Source organism: Opitutus sp. ER46 (assembly GCF_003054705.1).
GTDB lineage: Bacteria > Verrucomicrobiota > Verrucomicrobiia > Opitutales > Opitutaceae > ER46.
In genome coordinates this window covers 290,077-306,334 of sequence record NZ_QAYX01000018.1, presented here as the reverse complement: position 1 = coordinate 306,334, position 16,258 = coordinate 290,077, and the positions used below count along the sequence as shown (strand labels likewise).

Genomic DNA, 16,258 nt, shown 5'->3' with positions numbered 1-16,258 from the left:
TGCGTTTCACCCGCCGCCACCGCAGCCCACCCCCGCCGCCTCATCAACCCCAACCTGCCCCCGCGACATCGGACAGACCGGCACCCGGAGGTAAATTGTTTTTACTTCTCGGGAAATTTTGGCAGATCCGGCCAATCAGTCGGATCAGTCGGATCAGTCGGATCAGTCGGATCAGTCGGATCAGTCGGATCAGTCGGATCACGTAGGCCTCACCCCACAACCTGCCACCCATGCAAGGTCCCCACCACAAGCTGCGCGCAAGCGGAGGTTATCGCACCACGGCGAGCTTCCAGACGGCCACGCTGATTTACGATGCCACCGTCTGGTTCTGCGAAAAGTACCTCGATGGGCGCTCCCGCACCGTCGATCAAATGGTGCAGGCCGCGCGTTCGGGCCGGCAAAACATCGCCGAGGGCAGCCGCGCCTCCGCGACCTCCTCGCAGACGGAGTTGCGCCTGATCAACGTCGCGCGCGCCAGCCTCGAGGAGCTGCTGCTCGATTACGAAGACTACCTTCGCCACCGGCGTGTCCCGCAATGGGCATCCGACAGTCTCGAGGCCACTGCGGTACGCGCCGTGGGGCGTAGCGCGTCTGAGCCATCGAACGGTCAGGGCGCCGTCGCGCTCGCCGACCTGAGCGACAGCCAACGCTACGCGCTTTACGCCCGATGGCTCGATGCCGCCGATCCAGTCGTGCGCGCCAACGCGATCATCTGCCTGATTCACCAGGCGAACTTCCTGCTCGATCGGCAAGTTGCCGCGCTGGAAGCCGCTTTCATTGCCGATGGCGGCTACTCCGAGCACCTCGCGACCGAGCGGCTCAAGCAGCGCGCACGCGCGCCCAATGCCGAGACGGCACCTCGTTGCCCGACGTGTGGCAGCCTCACGGCGCTCCGGACCGCAAAGAGCGGCAAGGCGCCGGGCGGCCAGTTCTGGGGCTGCACGCGCTACCCCGAGTGCAAGGGCACCGTCCCCGCGTGAGGTGTGACCATTCCTCAGATCCGACGGATCAGACTGATCAGTCCGATCCGTCGGATCAGCCGGGTCCGGCAGAAGGCACGCCCGTCGCACATCGTGGAAACAAAAACGCGCAGCCGTTGGGGGCTGCGCGTGTCTTGCGGCGGGCTCAGGGCCGCGCCGTGCCAAAACCAACCGAGCTCACATCTCGAGCTGCGGGCGGTTGGCTTCGGGCCAGTCGACGTGGAAGAACTTGCCGCGGGGCTTGTCCACGCGCTCGTAGGTGTGCGCGCCGAAATAGTCGCGCTGCGCCTGGAGCAGGTTGGCCGGGAGGCGGGCGGCGCGATAGCCGTCGTAGTACGCCAGCGCCGAGCTGAACGTCGGCACCGGCACGCCACACTCGACCGCGAGCGCGACCACCTTGCGCCAGTTCTCCTGCGCCTTCTTCACCGTCTTGTTGAAGTACGGGTCGAGCAGCAGGTTCGCGAGGTCCGGTTTGCGGGTGTACGCCTCGGTGATCTTTTGCAGGAACACCGCGCGGATGATGCAGCCACCGCGCCAGATCTGCGCGATCTCGCCGAAGTTCAGCTTCCAGTTGTACTCCTTCTGCGCCTCGCGCATGAGCTGGAAGCCCTGCGCGTACGAGCAGATCTTCGAGCAGTACAGCGCGTCGTGGATCGCCGCGACCAGCGCCTTCTTCGAGCCTTTGTACTTCTTGCCCGGGCCCTTGAGGATCTTCGACGCCGCGACGCGCTCGTCCTTGATCGCGCTCAGGCAGCGCGCGAACACGGATTCCGCGATCGTCGGGGCCGGCACACCCATGTCGAGCGCGCTCACCGACGTCCACTTGCCCGTGCCCTTCTGGCCGGCCGTGTCGAGGACGACGTCAACGAACGCCTTCTTCGAGGCCGGGTCCTTCTGCTTCAGGATGTCGGCGGTGATCTCGATCAGGAAGCTGCCGAGCATGCCTTCGTTCCACTCGGAGAAGATGGCGCCCATCTCGGAGGCCTTCAGGCCGAGCAGACCCTGCATGAGGGCATACGCCTCACAGATCATCTGCATGTCGCCGTACTCAATTCCGTTGTGGCACATCTTCACGTAGTGCCCGGCGCCATTCTCGCCAATGTACGCCGCGCACGGCACCCCGCCCTGGATCGGCTTGCCCGGCGCGCCGCCCGTCAACTGCTTGCCGGTCTTCGCGTCGACCTTGGCCGCAATCGCATTCCAGACCGGCGCGAGCTCCTTGTACGCCGCCGGATCGCCGCCCGGCATCAGCGCCGGACCGAAACGCGCGCCTTCCTCGCCACCGGACACGCCGGAGCCGATGAAGCGCAGGCCCTTTTCGCGGAGCGCCTTCTCGCGGCGGATCGTGTCCGTCCACAGCGCATTGCCGCCATCAACCACAATGTCGTTCTGGTCCAGCAGCGGCACCAGGCTGTCGATGACCGCGTCCGTGCCCTTGCCGGCTTGGACGAGGATCACGATCTTGCGCGGCTTCGCCAGCGACTTCACGAACTCCTCGAGGGTCTTCGTGCCGACGACTCCGCCGGGGGTATTGGGGTTTTCGGCGACGAACTTGTCGGTCTTCTCGGTGGTGCGGTTGTAGACCGAAATCTGAAAGCCGTGGTCGGCGATGTTGAGCGCGAGGTTCTGACCCATGACCGCTAGGCCAATGAGTCCGATGTCGGATTGAGGTTTTGCCATGGCAGGAAGGGGGAAAGGAAAGGACACGTATCCGAATGCATCGGAAAACCAATCCGAATTTGCCCCGGCTCCCTCCCAAAATCGCCGGGTGTAACGCCCTTGGGCGACCCCGCCCGAAAACCGACCTGCTATTTCATGGAATTCTTCGTGGGGAAGAAGTTCGCCAGCTTTGAAACCACCGGCGTCGCCCAAGCGGGTTCGTTCCGTTCGTAGATCCAGTTGAACCCGACGAAGGTGCAGACCAACAGAACCACCACTGCGAGCAGCACCTTGTTCATCTGCGCGAGCTTCCGAAGGATGCTCACCACGATGATCAGCGCCACCACCGCGATGCCCAGCTTGAGCCAGATGCTCATGGGCGCGCTCAAGGAGCGGGTCGCGGCGGCGAGGAAGAGGGCGGAAAACATGGGTCGGGTAGCATGCGCCTCAAGACCCCCGAGTCCAGAGCACAGGGCAAACTCACACCTTTTTAAATAGCCGTCGGGCCAGTGTCTTGCGCATGAGCGCCGCGGGTGGCGCCATTGATCCAAACCGTTGATCCAGAAGTATAATGCTCCTTTTTCCAGACCGGCAGCCGGGCCTTTGCCTCATCGATGATGTACCGGCAGGCGTCAAAGGCTGCTCCGCGATGCGGCGCCGTCACCCCCACCCAGACCGCGATCTCGCCCAACTGCAGGTGGCCGGTCCGGTGCAGCGCAGCAGCCCCGGTGAGCGCGTACTTCTCCTGCGCTTCGGCCAGGATCCGAGCACCCTCCTTTTCGGCGAGCGTGGCGTACGCCTCGTACTCGAGCGAAAGCACCGGCTGGCCCTCGTTGCGATTGCGTACCCAGCCTTCGAACGTGACGCACGCCCCCGCCTGGTCATCGAGCAGCGTCCGCCTCAGCTCCGCCGGATCGAGCGGGGTGGCCGAAATGCGGAACTCGAAGGCGCGGCGGTTCATGCCGGCGATTGAGCCCACCTCCCGCCCCGGAGCAAGCCGCCGCACCCAGCGGTCGCCACGCGCAGCCTCGTCGGCAACGCGCTCAGCCACCCGCCACCGGCGGGATGAACACCACGCGATCACCGTCGCGCAGCGCCACCGCGTTCGCCACGAACTCGTCGTTCACCGCCGCCCGGATCCGCTCCGCCGGCAGCGTGAAACGATGCCGCGCCGCCAGTTCCGCGTACAACGCGCCCGCCGTCGCCGCCGCCGTCTCGAGCGTTTCCTCCCGGAGCCCACGCTGCTCGCGCAGCAGCGCGAAATACTGGATGTGCACCCGCGCCATGGTCCCGCTCCTCAGCCGGCGCTGAAATCGCTCTTGCCGCCCGTCTTCTCGAGCAGCCGCACCTGCCGGATCTCGATGTTGTGCGACAGCGCCTTCGTCATGTCGTACACCGTCAGCGCCGCCACCGTCGCGCCCGTCAGCGCTTCCATCTCCACGCCCGTCCTCGCCTGCGTCTGCACGCGGCAGTGAATTGCCAGCTCCCCGCGTGTCGCGTCGGGCACGATCTCGATCTGGCAATCGTCCAGCGGCAGCGGGTGGCATAGCGGAATCAGGTCGCTCGTCCGCTTCGCCCCCATCACGCCCGCCAGGATCGCCGTCTGAAACACCGGGCCTTTGCGGCTGTGCAGCTCGCCGTCCTTCAGCAGCGCGGCCACCGCCGCCGGGAGCGCCACGACCGCCACCGCGTGCGCCGTCCGCCGCGTCACCGGCTTGTCACCCACATTCACCATCGCGGGCTGATTACGCTCGTTCACATGCGACAACATCGGGGCGGACTATCGCGCGGTCGGGCGAAGTCACAAGTGGCAACTCAGCAGCTCCACGCCCAGAAGGGCGCGACCGTCCCGGCCGGAAAGGTCGTGCTCCCCGCCGGCAGTTCCACGAAGCCCGTCGTGCCGAGCAGGCCGCTGAAATCGCCCGAGGTGTTCGTAGGGCACGGTTTCGCCCGCAGCTCCGCCTGCGGCCCCGAACTCGTCACCACCGGCAGGAAATACGTCAGATTCGCCGTGAACGTCACCCGTTCGCTCAGGACCGCCTGTGGTCGCGCCGGCTGGTTCCAGCCGCTCGCCCGGGCCAGCGCCGGCAGCACGTACCGGTGCAGGCAGGTGTAGCATGACACCGGGTTGCCCGGCAGCGCGAAGACGAGCGCGTGCCGCACCGTCGTGCCGAACCACATTGGTTTGCCCGGCCGCTGCGCCACGCCATGGAAGTGCCGCGTCACGCCCTGCCGCGCGAGTTCCTGCGGCACAAAGTCGAACTTCCCCTTCGACACGCCGCCCACCAGGACGACCGCATCGTACTCGGCCAGGATGTGCCACAGCAGGTGCTCGATCTCGTGCGGCACATCGCGCAGGTGAAAACGCGACACTTCCGGGTAACCCGCCGCGATCAGCGCCGCGCGCAACGCGTAGTCATTGCTGCGCCGCACCTGGTGCGCGGCCACCGGCATGTCGACTTCCACGAGTTCGTCGCCCGTCGACACCACCGCGATCTTCGGCAGCTGCGTCACCGTCAGCGTCGCGTGCCCGCAGGCCGCCGCCACCGCGATCTCCCGGCCCGTCAGCCGCGTGCCCGCCCGCACCACGATCTCCTCGGCGCGATGATCGCTGCCCCGCCGGTGAATGGCATGCCCTTCTGGATACGGTCCCGCGCCGGTGACCGTCACCGTGTCGCCCGCGCGTTGCACGTCCTCGTACGGCACCACGCAATCCGCGCCTTCCGGCAGCGCCGCGCCCGTCATCACTTCGAGACACGCCGTCGCCGCCGCGCCGAGCTTGAAGGGTCGCATGCCCGCAGCCTGCACTCCTCCCACTTGGAAACGGCGCTCGCCCGCCGCCAGCGCCGCGCTCCGCAGCGCGTAGCCGTCCAGCGTTACGCGGTCGTACGGCGGCTGGTCCCGGTCGGCCTTGAGGTCTACCCGCAGCACGCGTCCATGCGCCTGGGCGAGCGGGCAGTCCTGGCGGTGCATCGCCACCACCCGCTCAGCGATCACATTGTCAGCTTCGGAGGGAGTCAGCATGGGGAAGGTTAGCCCCGGCGCAGATCACGGGCGTCTCGCAACGCGACGTCCGGCTCCAGGGTCCGCCCTACATGCGCGAACCCGCCCCGAGTTTCAACCGCGCTCTAAAAGGGCAGGTAGCACACGGTGTTCGAGACCAGGATCATGATGAACACCGGGCAGGTGACCAGGGGACCGAGGTAGATTCCGCCCGTCATCCGGTAGAAATACCGGTTGAAGTACGGCAGGATGAACATCATCGGCACCACGCCGAACAGCAGGTTGATGTAGAGCCAGCCGTCGGTCCAGTAGACGGTTCCGGTGATCGCGAAGGTGAGGTACTGCACCACCACGATGAGAATCAGGCCGAGCGAGTTCGCCACGCCGCCAACCAGCATGCCGCGCCATTCCGGCACGCCCGGCCCGCAGATCGCCCCGTTCACCCGCACCGAGTTCGCCAGGAAAAACGGGAAGAACGCCGGCGCGTACATGAGGAGCAGCCCCAGCACCGGCGGATCAAAGGTCCGCGCCCCGAGAAACAGGAAGCGGTAGTCAACGTGGAAGAGGTAATAGACGAGGAACAGCAGCAGGAAGGTGCCGGCGAAGAGCGTGGCCCCAAGCAGCGTCGTCCGGCCGAGCGTCCGCCACCCCATCCCAAATGCCGGTCGCATCGGATCCGGCGCCGCGCCCCGCCTCCCGCGGCCGAGGCGGTACAGCGCGAACCCGACGAGGCCGTTCAGCAGCGCCCACAGCATCACGCCGTTGTTCATGCGCTGCGGGAAGAACCAGGTCTGCTCCCGTCCCGACGCCTCGACGAACAGCCGCTGCGACAGCTCCGTGAGTGGAATGTAGGAACCGCAGGCGATCGCCGCGCCCACGATCAGCAGCACCCAGAACCGCGCCCCGTGCCGCCGGGCCTCGCCGGGCGCGGGCGCCGGTTGCACCAACCGCCCAAAATACGGGATCTCGTCCAGCAGCCACTGCCCGCCCGGCACGAGCGCCACGAACGCCGCGATCAGGCACACGAACGTGAGCAGTTCCTTCCAGTACCAGACCTGGTCATGCGGATCACGGCCGCTGCGCAGATCGAGCACCCGCTCGAAATACGCGAGCTGGTTGGCCGTGGCGGCGATGCTGTACGGTTGCAGCGGATGAATCAGGGGCTCGTTGTGCAGCACGCGCAGCCCCCGCCGGGCCGCGTCGCCGTAATACCGGCCAAGCTCCACTTCCGTCACCGGCCGGCCCGTCAGTTCCGAAGCGCCGTTGATCAGCCGCAGCGCCTCGGGCGCCTGCCAGAGATCCGCATCCTTGCGCGCGTTGCGGTAGGCACCTTCGTCATATCGCGCATAGCTCGCACCGACGTTGGAGCGCACGCGACTTAGGACTCCGTCGGTGAACGAGAGCAGATAACCCGAAACATACACCGCGTGCAGCTTGCTCGGCCGGCCGGTCTGCTCCGCCAACCGCCCAAAGTAGCTCGCGGCGAGGATGGCGGCGTTGCCACCCGCGGAGTGGCCTGTCGCGGCCACGCGCTGCTTGTCGACGTAGTTCAGGTTGTTGGTGTCCGCCACGTAATCGACGACCGCATACAGCCCGTAGCCCTCCGTGGTGGCCGAGCGCGGGCTGCGCGACGCACTGGAGCCGCCCTGGGCGTACGGGTCGATCGCGATCACCACCACGCCGCGCCGGGCCAGCTCGATCGAGATATTCGACAACGCCTCCTTCGAGCGCTGGAAGCCCGGCACCACGATCACCGCGGGCGCCGGGTTCTCCTTGGTCGCGCTCCGCGGGCGAAACAGGTCCGCCTTCACCCATTGCCCGTTCTGCGTCGGCAACTTGAGATCCATCACCTGCACGCGTCCGCCATCGCTCTGGATCCAGGAGGCCAGCCAGGCGCACCCCACGATCAGGGCGAGGCAGGTGGCAAGCTGCCGGCGCGTGCGCCGGCGCTGATCGGCGGGGCGCGAGGGCGGAAGGGGAGACGCGGAGGCGGCTTCGGCAGCAGGCATGCGGAGCGAGGTTTGGCGCGTGAGGGCGACAGGAAAGGGCGGGGCGAGCGGCCGCCCCCGCCGGGAAAACTAGAATTTTCGGGTGAGCTGGACCGACCAGGTGCGGCCCCGCGCCAGTTGGTTGTACAACGCCGGGTCGTAGCCCCGGGAGTCGCTTGAAAGCGGCGGGATGGCGTTGAACGCGTTGATCACGCCCACACGCACCGTCGTGTCGCGCAGCCACGCCTGCCGCGCCGTGATCCGGTAGGTCACGAACGCGTTCGTGCTGATCGAGTCGTCCACCTGGTAGCGGTATTCGGTCACGCCGTTCGTCAGGAACGGCACGATGTACGAGGGACGCCCGAGCGCCTCGTACGTCGCGGCCGTCGTGTCCGCCCCGCTGTCGATATAGTGGCCGATATAGTATGCCGAGACGCCGGCACCCCAGGCGCCGCGCTTCCAGGAGAGCGCGGCCGTGCCGCGCCACTTGGGCGAGGCGCCGCCGACTGCCGAGTTGTTCGTCTCCCGCAGCTCCGTGCGGGCCGCGCCGGCCGCGTTGTAAGCGTGAAAATCGTTCAGGAACGTCCACGTCGTCGCCAGGGTGAAGCTGCCCAGCGGCGTGCGCCCGAGCCGGTAGGTCGCATCAACATCAAAGCCGTTCACGAACTGCTGCGCCCGGTTGAAATAGGTGATCCGGACGTAGTCGATGGCCCCGACCGCCGCGCGCTGGTTCCCCGGCGATCGCGTGGCGTTGTAGGCGGCAAACGCCGCGCGGTCCGCGTCGGTCACCGCGAGTCGCACCACCGAAGCGTCGCCGAGATAGGCGGCCGACCCCGAGCCGAGGTCGATGGATCCGATGCCCGCGCCTTGGGCGAGCGCGGCGGCAGTCGCCGCTCGCAGCGACACGCTGTCCGCGCTGATGTTCTCCGCCGCCGTGCCCGAGGAGGCGATCACATCGGTCTGCCGGATCTCCCAATAGTCGGCGCCAAGGGACAGGCCCTTCACCCGGGGCACCTCCCACACCACGCCGACGGACTTGCCGATCGATTCCTCCGGCTGGAGCTCGCGATTGCCCGACGCGACCGTGCGCCGGTTTGATGCGCCATCGGTCGTGAGACCGGTCACCGCGCTGCGATAGGTGTCGGTCGTGCTCACCGCGATGCGGTTCAACGTGCCGGTGAAGAGCTGGGCCAGGTTCGGCGCGTGAAAGCCCTCGTTGTACGACGCCCGCACCAGCAGCCGGCGGTGCGGCCGCCACGTCACCCCCAGCTTGGGTTTCGTGGTCGAGCCAAAATCCGTGTACCGCTCGTGGCGCGCCGACACGCTGAACTCGAGCGCCTCGACCAGCGGCAGGCGGAAGTCGCGGCCCACCACCGGCACCACCGTCTCGACGTAAACCGCGGCCACGTGCCGCTTGCCGTCCGTGTTGGCGTTGGCCGAGAAGCTCAGGAAGTCGTTGTCCGTTGGATCGAGGCCCGAGTCCGCCGGGTTCAACCCGGCATAGGGCGGGCGGTAATCGCTGTAGCGTTCGTACCGGTACTCGGCGCCGAACGCCATGCCGAGGGCGTTGCCGCCCCACAGCCGCAGGGCCTCGCCCGAGGCGCGGACATCGAGGCTGCTGAGCCCGGTTTCGCCCTCGCGCACGAACGCCGAGCGAAAGGTCTGCTGCACGCTCTCGGGGTTGGCGTAGTCTCCTGTGACCGCGATCGTACCGCCCTGCACCGCGAACGTCCGGCCGAACGGATTGAACGCCAGCGTCGGGTCCGTCTGGTTCAGCGCCGCCTGCAGGAGGCTCTTCCGCGTGGCGCCCGCCTCATCGTCCCGCGTGCGCCCGATCGAGTGCAGCGCCGCCGTTTCCCAGGTCCAGGTGTCGAGGAGCCGGCCCCGCGCGCCGAAGACGCCGCGGAACGCGTCGTTCGTCACCGTGGCGATGCGGTCGTCGAGGTCGGTGAACCGCTTGTTGCGAATCAGCACCGCGCTTGGCGTGCCCGTCAGCCGCGCCGTCCCGTCGGCATTCGGCGCGCCCGTCACGTGCCAGTACCGGGTGCCAAACGGGTTCCAGGGATTGGTCGCGGGCACCACGAAGGTGCCGTCACTGGACGAGGACAGCGCGTCCGGCTCGCGGTAGGTGACGGAGCGCGCGTGGTACGCGTTGAGATCGGCGAAGAGCGTCACCTGCGGCGTGAGGTCGTAGGTGGCGTTCACGAAGCCGTTGTAGCGGGTCGTCCGCGGCTGCAGCACCCGGTACGTGTTGTTGTTCCAGTAGTACGTGCTCGTGATCCCGGTGCGGCTGGGGGACGAGGTCTGGAAACCGACGCCAGTCGTGGTCGGTACCAGGTAAAAGTTGCCGGAGCTGCTGGTCAGCGTGCTCGAGACCCCGCTGGGCCGCTTGCCGGTAAAGGTACCGTCGGCCGCCACGCTGCCCGTCTGGAAGAAGCCGTACGCGCTCGAGGCGGAGCGCGCGTTGAAGGTTGTCTCGGTGGATACGTTCCACGGCGCCGGGGCGCGGCTGCTCATGTCGGCCTCCGCCATGAAGTCGCGGTCGCGCGCGAAGATCGCCTGGCGGTCATAGACATCGAGCACCACCTGCACGTGCCCCTTGCCGCTGGCGAACGCCCGGCCGTGCGTGAGCGTGCCGCGCCACTCGCGCCCGTCGCCGATCTCAGTCTGGCCGTAGCGGGTCACGAGCTCGGTGCCCACGTAGTCGCGTCGGGTGATGTAGTTGACCACGCCGGTGACCGCGTCGGTGCCGTAGATGGACGACGCGCCGTCACGCAACACCTCGACCCGCTCCACGCCGCGATTCGGCAGCTGGTTCACGTTCGTCGACAGCGTGGGCACCCCGGCCTCCGTCTGGCTGATCGGGTGAGGCACCAGCCGGCGCCCGTCGAGCAGGACGAGCGTGTTGCTGGAGGGCAGCCCGCGCAGCGAGATGTTGGCGTTGTCGCCGCGCGCCGTGGCACCGAACGTCGCCGCTTCATTGCCGGGCAACCCGGTCACCTGCGGCAGCGCGGCCAGCAGGTCGGCCGGCTGCGAGGCGTCGCGCAGCTCCATGTCCTCGGACCGCATCACCGTCACCGGCAGCGCCTTTTCGCTTTCAACGCGCCGGACGTTGGAGCCCGTGACAGTGAACGCATCCAGCCTCACGACCTCCTCCTCGCGACCCGAGGGCAGCGGAGGCGCGGATTGCGCGACGAGCGCAGCGGCGGAGGCGGTCAGGGCGGCTCCGAAAGCAAGACGCGAGAGCAGGGACAGGGGATGATTCATCAGCGGCGGGGTTCGCAACGAGTCTTCGGTTCACCCCGATCCCCCAGCAAGCGAGCCGGATGGCGTAGATCTACACTATTGAAGGCGCCCGCCCGCCCGCGCCGGGTCCGCCGCCCGCGTTCACGCCCGGGTGTAGTTCTACTCCCACAGCCGCGGCGTGACACCTCCGCGGCGGGCGTGCTCAATGCCGACGTCGCTTCGGCCCCGTTTTGCCCATGCTCGCCAATGTCGTTACGCCCCGCATCTCGCGCATCGTCCTCGTGGACGACACGGCGACGTTCCGCGCGTTGGTGAAGGAGAAGCTCCGCGAGCTGTATCCGGCCGCCGAAGTCGCGGACTTTGCCGCGGGCGGTCCAGCGCTGGCCGCATGCCTGGCCCAGCCGCCCGACCTGCTGATCGCGGACCTGTATCTGGGAAACTCGGACGGCCGCGACATCGTGCGCCAGCTCCGGTGCCAGGGGCTGCGCACGCACGTGGTGATTCTCACCGCCTTCCCGGAGGCCGGACTTCCCGCCGAGCTGCTGGCGCTCGGCGTCGCGGGGTTCGTGGACAAGAACTCGCCGCTCGAGCAGATCGAACGCGCCGTGCAATGCGTGCTCGACGGCGGCCTGTTCTTTTCCGCGACCGTGCCGCCGCCGGTTCCGTCGCTCGCCGGCGAGCCCGCGCTGCCGCGCCTGGGGTCGGACGCGTTGACCGAGCGGGAGCGTGACGTCGTGCGTCTCGTGGCCCGCGGCCTCCTCTCGAAGCAGGTGGCCGATACCCTCGGTCTCAGCACCCGCACCGTGGAAAAGTACCGCGGCCGGATCATGACCAAGCTCGGATTGCATGACGTGCCCACGCTGGTGCGATGGTGCCTGCGCAACGGGCTCGGGTAAGTCGTCGCCCGCCCTCGCTCCGTTTCAGGCCTGGCCGCCGGGTACCGTCGGTAGGAGCACGCGGAACACCGCGCCCTCGCCGAGCTTCGACTGCACTTCCAGGCGCCCGCCCTGCAGCGTGAGCAGCTCGCGGGCGATAAACAGGCCCATGCCCGTAGAGTCTTCCTCGCCGGTTGGTTTCGTGGCGAGCGGCTCACCTGGGGAAAAGATCCGTGCGAAGTCCTCCGGGCCGAACCCCGGCCCGGTGTCCCGCACCTCGGCAAACGCCCAGGCGCCGGCCACGCCGAAGGTGATGAAGATCTCGCCGTCGATGGGCGTGAACTTCAGGGCGTTCCCGATGAGGTTGTCGAAGACCTGGTGCAACCGGTCCGCGTCGGCTCTCACGAGGGGCAGCGCCGACGCAGGTGGACAATGCAGTTGCTGCCGTTTCTCAGCCGCCACCGGGCGCAGCCGCTCGACCGCACTCCGCACGAGCGCAGGCAGGTCGAGTTCCGCCACGTGGAGCTGCAGGTTGCCCTCCTCCTGCGCCGCCGCGTCGAGGAAATCGCGCACCAGCCCGCGCATGCGGGCAGTGTCCGATTGGATGCCCGCCGCGAGCTGGCGCACCTCGGCGTCCGCGCCGGGGGCATCGCCGATGTGCGCGGCCGCCGCGTGCAGCGCAGTGAGCGGCACCTTCAGGTCGTGCGCCGCCATCTGCAGCAGCCGCGTCTTCAGGCGGTCCGCCGATTCCGCCTGGGCGCGCGCGTGTTCGTGGGCGGCGCGAAGGCGGCGCTCCGCCCGCAGTCGCTGCAGCTGGACGAAAACCACCGCGCCGAGCAGGCTCACGCCGCCAATGAGGCCGAGGCCGAGCGCGACATTCTGGAAACGGCGGCGCCGGAGCTCGGCCTGCTGCAGCTCCTGGTCCCGCTTCAGGAGCGTGATCTCGAGTTCACGCTGCTCCGCCCGGTAACGGGCGTGCAGCTCGGCCACCGTGCGGCGGTCGAGCTCGTTGCGCATCTGCTCGCGCGCTTCGGCCAGCCGCCGCTCAAACCCAAGCGCGAGCGCGAACTCACCCCGGGCCTCGTGGGTGAGCGCCGCCTCGCGGTAAAGATCCGCCGACACCTCGGCGCTGTTCAGCGTCGCCGCCACCTCGAGCGCTGCGCGCAGGTGCCGCAGTCCTTCGTCGGTCCGGCCCAGCTTGCGCAACACCTCGGCCATGCGCCGTTGCGTGTTGGCGATGTAGCGCCGGTAGTTCAGCGCCTCGAAGTTCTCCAGCGCCTGCGCGAAATACTCCCGTGCCCGTTCCAACAGGCCCTGTTCCTCGGCAATCGTGCCAAGGCTCGTGAGCGATGCCGCGATTGCACGGCGGTTGCCGTGGCTCCGGCGCAGCGCCAGCGCCTGCTCGTGCAAATTGACGGCCTGGGAGAGGTTGGCCTCGCCGAGGTAGTAGTTGCCCAGACTGAAGAGGATGCTGGAACGCACCCGATCGTCGCCCGCTTTCTCTGCCAGTTGCAGCCCGAGTTCGAAATGGTGCCGCGCGTCGTCGCTGCGCCCAAACCGGTGATACGTGAGCCCGAGGCCGGCGTGGGTGCGCGCCAGCCGGGCGAGGTCGCCGAGTTCCTCGGCTTTGCGCAGCTCCTCGAGATGGCTCTGCAGCGCCCGTGGAAAATCCGACAGGTTCCAGTGCATCCGGCCAACCAGGTAGAGGAAGTCGACCTCGAGCCGCAGGTTGCCCAGGCGGCGCGCCTCCGCGAGACCCTCCTGCGCTGAGCTGAGACCTTCCGCGAAATCGCCGCGGCGGCGCTGCAGGTTTGCCACCGTATGCAGCGCGCGGAGGCGCTCCCGCGCGCCTTTCGCCTGCGCAAGCGCCTGCTGCGCCGCTGCGTACACCTCATCTCCGCTGGGCGGCTCGACCTCATTTTCGTGCTCGACCGCCTCCGCTGTGGACAGGCCCAAGGACTCCGTCGTCGTCACCGCCGCAGCCGGAGCCTTCGCCGGCAACTCAGCGGCTCCGACCGCGGGACACGGCACCGCCACACAGAAGAGCAACCAGGGCAGGCGGGGCATGCCGCAGTTGAACCCGGGCGCGGCCGGCCCTGCAAGGAGGCGCAATGGCGTATTTTTACCCCAATCACCCTCGCGCCGGGCGGACGCCAAACGTGGGGGGGTGCTTGCACGAGTCGGCGGCCCGCGCAGAGTGGCGGACTTCTCCCGCCGACGGCCACGCATGGGACAACCCACCGACCAGTTCAACCGCCCCTTGCGCGACCTGCGCGTGTCCGTCACCGACCGCTGCAACTTTCGCTGTCCCTACTGCATGCCGGCCGATGTCTTCGGGCCCGGCCACCCCTTCCTCCACGAGCCGCAACTCATGAAGGCCGGCGAGTTCGCCACGATCGTTGCGGCGTTCCGCAGCCTCGGCGTCGAGAAGGTCCGCCTCACCGGCGGCGAACCGCTCCTCCGGCCCGACCTGCCCGAGCTCATCCGGATCCTCAAGCAGGACCTCCGCATCGCCGACGTCGCCGTCACCACTAACGGCTGGCTCCTCGAAAAACTTGCTCCCGCCCTCCGCGCCGCCGGCCTCGACCGGCTCAACGTGTCCGTCGACGCAATCGACGATGCCATCGCCGGTCGCATGAACGGACTCGGGTTCAAAGTCGGCCGCGTTCTCCGCGGCATCGACGCCGCCGCGGCACTCGGCCTGCGCGTGAAGATCAACTGCGTCGTCCAGCGCGGCGTAAACGACGCCGGCCTGCTCGACCTTTGCGCGTACTTCCGTGAACACGGTCACCCGCTGCGGTTCATCGAGTTCATGGACGTCGGGAATACGAATCACTGGACGCAGGAACGGGTGGTTCCCGCGCGCGAACTCATCGCCCGGATTGGGGCGCAGTGGCCGCTCGAGCCCATCGGCCCGGCGTACCGCGGCGAAGTGGCCACGCGCTATCGGTACCGCGACGGCGGGGGCGAGATCGGGCTGATCGGATCGGTCACCGAACCTTTCTGTCGCGACTGCCACCGCGCCCGGCTCTCCGCCGACGGCCAGCTTTTCACCTGCCTGTTTGCCTCCCTTGGTTGGGACGTGCTCGGCGCGGTGCGGGCGGGCGTCGCCGGTGCGGCGCTGGAAGCCTTTCTCCAACGGATCTGGCAGGGCCGGCTCGACCGCTACAGTGACGAACGCGCCGAGCTCCTCGCCGCCGGCGCCTCCCGCGCCAAGATCGAGATGAGCTACATCGGTGGATGACCAGCGCAGCGGGGCGCCGCGCCGGAGTGAGGGTGAAAGTGAGAGTGGGACGGAGAGAGAAGGAAACGATGCATCGAATGCGCTACTAGCCGGTCCAGCACGCGGCCCCGCTCGCCACGATCATCCCCGGCGCTGCTGCTCCCTCACATCTCCTCGTTCCGGCCACTTTCACTCTCACTTTCACTTCGGCGCGCCCCGCCGCGCCGAGCTACTGATACCGCGCCGAGCGGCCGAGGTAGTTGAGCGTCCAGATCTCCTTCCAGACGCGGTACCGACCTTCGTGGGTGATCTTGCCAAAGTCCTCGCGCTGCGCCTGCGGGTGCAGGAAGCCCAGCTCGGTGTTGAGCCGGTCGAGTTCGTACTGCGCGTCGTTCAGCTCGACGACGGGATCGTTGATGAAGGGAACGGGCTCCGCGCCCTCAGCCTTCATGCGCGCCCGGTGCCGGGCAATGAGCCCCGCCAGTGAACGCCGCCACGGGGCCCGCTCCACGAACCAATTCTCCGGATAGAACCCGGCAAACGGGATGTAGAGGTTGTCAGTCAGGTACCGGGAGCCATCGATGGTCACCGACGAGATCGCGTAGCACACCGAAATCGCCCCGCTGGTCTGGGGGATGAAGGTCACCTGCACCCGCACGGTCGCGTCCGCGTTCTGGTAAATCGAAACCCGCAGGTAGATGCCACCGCCGATCTCCGCCTTGAGCGCCTGCGCCTGCTTGAAGCCGTGCGCCCGCAGCCAGTCGCGGATCTTGAGCAGTCGCGGCTGGACGGGCCATTCCTCGCCGCTGCTGTTCACCACGTAGCGGGGAAACAGCGGCAGCGGGCTCACGCTCAGCGCCGAGATGGCCAGCCAGTTGTAGAGCGTTTCGCCGAGGAACCAGAGAATGAAGAAGATGACCGCCAGCACCCAGAAGGGCCGGTCAACCAGTTCGAAGTCCCGACAAAGCTGCGCCGCGCCGAATGCGAAGACGAACCATCGCAGCCACCGGTCGACGATCGCGAGCACGGGCGACGCCATGCGCTGGTTGATCTGCATCAGCACCAGCGAAAACAGGATCGCGACGAGAATCAGGTACGTCGGCTGCATTCAGGCCAGGGGGTGAACGGCTGAAGACGGACGCCGGAAGTTTATCACATTGTTGCGCAAACCACTGCCGCGCCCCGCAAAATTCTCGGCGACCGCCCGGGATCGACGCGTCGCCTCGACGTGACTCCGGCGGGCGACAAACCAGCAAACCCTCAGGCGAGGGGAGTGCAGAACAG

At 67.8% G+C, this 16,258-nt stretch carries 13 protein-coding genes; 3 read left to right on the top strand and 10 right to left on the bottom strand.

What is annotated here, in order from left to right; translation table 11 throughout:
- Positions 1-230 precede the first annotated feature (230 nt).
- A complete protein-coding gene (locus DB354_RS04750) occupies positions 231-980 on the top strand; it encodes a four helix bundle suffix domain-containing protein (protein WP_107834288.1) in 750 nt (249 codons plus the stop codon).
- Positions 981-1,157: 177 nt separating this feature from the next.
- Here DB354_RS04750 and gndA read toward each other — a convergent pair whose 3' ends face one another.
- The 8 genes from gndA to DB354_RS04710 all read right to left on the bottom strand — a co-directional run bounded on the left by gndA (position 1,158) and on the right by DB354_RS04710 (position 10,897).
- Complete coding sequence (gene gndA, locus DB354_RS04745) at positions 1,158-2,660, bottom strand: NADP-dependent phosphogluconate dehydrogenase (protein WP_107834287.1); 1,503 nt, start codon at positions 2,658-2,660, stop codon at positions 1,158-1,160.
- Positions 2,661-2,788: 128 nt separating this feature from the next.
- A complete protein-coding gene (locus DB354_RS04740) occupies positions 2,789-3,067 on the bottom strand; it encodes a hypothetical protein (protein ID WP_107834286.1) in 279 nt (92 codons plus the stop codon).
- Positions 3,068-3,129: 62 nt separating this feature from the next.
- Positions 3,130-3,600, bottom strand: a complete 471-nt coding sequence (locus DB354_RS04735; protein ID WP_107834285.1) for a molybdenum cofactor biosynthesis protein MoaE — start codon at positions 3,598-3,600, stop codon at positions 3,130-3,132.
- An 82-nt stretch (positions 3,601-3,682) separates the two neighbouring features.
- Positions 3,683-3,925: a MoaD/ThiS family protein gene (locus tag DB354_RS04730; RefSeq protein WP_107834284.1), complete on the bottom strand. Its 243-nt coding sequence runs from the start codon at positions 3,923-3,925 to the stop codon at positions 3,683-3,685.
- An 11-nt stretch (positions 3,926-3,936) separates the two neighbouring features.
- Entirely contained in the window at positions 3,937-4,410 is a 474-nt protein-coding gene (moaC, locus tag DB354_RS04725) for a cyclic pyranopterin monophosphate synthase MoaC (protein WP_107834283.1), read from the bottom strand.
- Between the two features lie 44 nt (positions 4,411-4,454).
- Complete coding sequence (locus DB354_RS04720; protein ID WP_107834282.1) at positions 4,455-5,663, bottom strand: molybdopterin molybdotransferase MoeA; 1,209 nt, start codon at positions 5,661-5,663, stop codon at positions 4,455-4,457.
- 104 nt (positions 5,664-5,767) lie between these two features.
- On the bottom strand, positions 5,768-7,651 hold the full coding sequence (locus DB354_RS04715; protein WP_107834281.1) for an alpha/beta fold hydrolase: 1,884 nt from the start codon (positions 7,649-7,651) through the stop codon (positions 5,768-5,770).
- 69 nt (positions 7,652-7,720) lie between these two features.
- Positions 7,721-10,897 carry a TonB-dependent receptor gene (locus tag DB354_RS04710; RefSeq protein WP_107834280.1) on the bottom strand — a complete coding sequence of 1,059 codons (3,177 nt, stop codon included), beginning with the start codon at positions 10,895-10,897 and terminating at the stop codon, positions 7,721-7,723.
- A gap of 215 nt (positions 10,898-11,112) precedes the next feature.
- Between DB354_RS04710 and DB354_RS04705 the strand changes: the two genes are divergently transcribed.
- Complete coding sequence (locus DB354_RS04705) at positions 11,113-11,772, top strand: response regulator transcription factor (protein WP_107834279.1); 660 nt, start codon at positions 11,113-11,115, stop codon at positions 11,770-11,772.
- 24 nt (positions 11,773-11,796) lie between these two features.
- On the opposite strand, the gene DB354_RS04700 is transcribed toward DB354_RS04705, so the two are convergent.
- Entirely contained in the window at positions 11,797-13,818 is a 2,022-nt protein-coding gene (locus DB354_RS04700) for a tetratricopeptide repeat protein (RefSeq protein ID WP_158277372.1), read from the bottom strand.
- Positions 13,819-13,978: 160 nt separating this feature from the next.
- On the opposite strand from DB354_RS04700, the gene moaA reads away from it, so the two are divergent.
- Entirely contained in the window at positions 13,979-14,995 is a 1,017-nt protein-coding gene (gene moaA, locus DB354_RS04695) for a GTP 3',8-cyclase MoaA (protein ID WP_107834277.1), read from the top strand.
- A gap of 208 nt (positions 14,996-15,203) precedes the next feature.
- Here moaA and DB354_RS04690 read toward each other — a convergent pair whose 3' ends face one another.
- A complete protein-coding gene (locus DB354_RS04690; protein WP_107834276.1) occupies positions 15,204-16,082 on the bottom strand; it encodes a hypothetical protein in 879 nt (292 codons plus the stop codon).
- Positions 16,083-16,258: the final 176 nt, after the last annotated feature.

Excerpts from the sequence above, each read along its gene's own strand:
- DB354_RS04750 (WP_107834288.1), top strand. The coding sequence starts at position 231 with ATGCAAGGTCCCCACCACAAGCTGCGCGCAAGCGGAGGTTATCGCACC.
- gndA (WP_107834287.1), bottom strand. The coding sequence starts at position 2,660 with ATGGCAAAACCTCAATCCGACATCGGACTCATTGGCCTAGCGGTCATG.
- DB354_RS04740 (WP_107834286.1), bottom strand. The coding sequence starts at position 3,067 with ATGTTTTCCGCCCTCTTCCTCGCCGCCGCGACCCGCTCCTTGAGCGCG.
- DB354_RS04735 (WP_107834285.1), bottom strand. The coding sequence starts at position 3,600 with ATGAACCGCCGCGCCTTCGAGTTCCGCATTTCGGCCACCCCGCTCGAT.
- DB354_RS04730 (WP_107834284.1), bottom strand. The coding sequence starts at position 3,925 with ATGGCGCGGGTGCACATCCAGTATTTCGCGCTGCTGCGCGAGCAGCGT.
- moaC (WP_107834283.1), bottom strand. The coding sequence starts at position 4,410 with ATGTTGTCGCATGTGAACGAGCGTAATCAGCCCGCGATGGTGAATGTG.
- DB354_RS04720 (WP_107834282.1), bottom strand. The coding sequence starts at position 5,663 with ATGCTGACTCCCTCCGAAGCTGACAATGTGATCGCTGAGCGGGTGGTG.
- DB354_RS04715 (WP_107834281.1), bottom strand. The coding sequence starts at position 7,651 with ATGCCTGCTGCCGAAGCCGCCTCCGCGTCTCCCCTTCCGCCCTCGCGC.
- DB354_RS04710 (WP_107834280.1), bottom strand. The coding sequence starts at position 10,897 with ATGAATCATCCCCTGTCCCTGCTCTCGCGTCTTGCTTTCGGAGCCGCC.
- DB354_RS04705 (WP_107834279.1), top strand. The coding sequence starts at position 11,113 with ATGCTCGCCAATGTCGTTACGCCCCGCATCTCGCGCATCGTCCTCGTG.
- DB354_RS04700 (WP_158277372.1), bottom strand. The coding sequence starts at position 13,818 with ATGCCCCGCCTGCCCTGGTTGCTCTTCTGTGTGGCGGTGCCGTGTCCC.
- moaA (WP_107834277.1), top strand. The coding sequence starts at position 13,979 with ATGGGACAACCCACCGACCAGTTCAACCGCCCCTTGCGCGACCTGCGC.
- DB354_RS04690 (WP_107834276.1), bottom strand. The coding sequence starts at position 16,082 with ATGCAGCCGACGTACCTGATTCTCGTCGCGATCCTGTTTTCGCTGGTG.